Annotated in this window: 2 pseudogenes; both read right to left on the reverse strand. The window is 42.0% G+C overall.

Annotated elements, in window-relative coordinates:
• Positions 1-701, reverse strand: a pseudogene (locus IQ242_RS26585) (RNA-guided endonuclease InsQ/TnpB family protein); the annotation flags it as partial.
• 359 nt (positions 702-1,060) lie between these two features.
• A pseudogene (locus IQ242_RS25235) lies at positions 1,061-1,211 on the reverse strand (RNA-guided endonuclease TnpB family protein); the annotation flags it as partial.

Below are 1,211 nucleotides of genomic sequence, written 5' to 3' on the forward strand. Positions count from 1 at the left end.
CCCCCAACCGACGTCGGGGGGGGCAAGGGGGGGTCAAACGGTTTAATCTTTTTTCCGCTTGGCGATAGTATTGCGGTATTTCTACCGTTTCCCCATCACTATTAGCGTAGAAAACTTTTAAGCCTACATCCAATCCCACACATCTTTTAGTCGGTTCTAAGGGTTTTGCCTATTCCCGAATATCAACGCTAAGGCAGAATTGGACATAGTAACCGTCTGCTCGTTTAACAATCCTAACTCGTTTAATTTGGTCTATAGGGTAAAAGTTTAAGTCTCTAGTTCCTTTCAGTTTAACCGTGCCAAGATTTTTCTTATCTGTGAAAGTATTTTTTTCTATCCTCCGATAGTTGACCGCCACAGTTTTTATATTCCACAGAACGATTATTTTTCTGAAACTTGGGATAACCTTTTTTACCTTTTATTTTTTTCTGACAATTGTCATAGAAACGGGCAATAGCTGACCAGTCCCGTTCTGCCGATACTTGTCTAGCCGTAGAATTTAGAGTATCGACAAACTTGAACTGTTGGGCGAGAACTGCACAATATTTATTGAGAGAATATTTATCGATTTTGTCTTCTCTCTTGGCATCCATCTAAAGCCTTAATGCTTTGTTTCTGATGAATTGTACTGTACGAATAGCTTCATCTATGGCAGAAGACCGACTTGGTTTGACCACTGCTTTCATTTCTAAGATAATCATTGTTTATCGACCTCAAACAACTTATTTTAAGTTAACCTATACAGCATTGTCAAGATTTTAGTCGTGCTTCCCTCTTTTATACTGGTCGGGGTTTCACCCCGTCGCGCTAAGCACTTCCGGTCTTCACCCCGACATTTGAGATAAAAAACTTAACTTTTGCAAGTATTGCTGATTTTTGCTGGTTTTTGGAACCTTTTCGCCGGTAATGATGACAAGGTGAAAGGAGCTTCTAGAGAACAGATTATCCCAAAATAACAAAATCGAGATTATCATCTAAGTTGGTATAGATTTTGACATCCTCGCCGCCCTAAAACGGGCGGCGATTCCCAAACCTCACGATTTAGGCTTCGGCCGTGAGCTCAGCCGAACGGTTTCTGCTTGGGTCCCGAAGGATTTTTCGCACCTGCCTTAACAGATTTACTCTGTTCTGGTCTTATGGTCGCGACCCGGACTGACACCGCAAGCCCTGCGGCCAAAATATTTTTACTGGCGTTAATATCTCGGTCATGG

The sequence above is a fragment of the Microcystis sp. LEGE 08355 genome (genome assembly GCF_015207185.1).
GTDB classification, from domain to species: Bacteria; Cyanobacteriota; Cyanobacteriia; order Cyanobacteriales; family Microcystaceae; genus Microcystis; species Microcystis panniformis.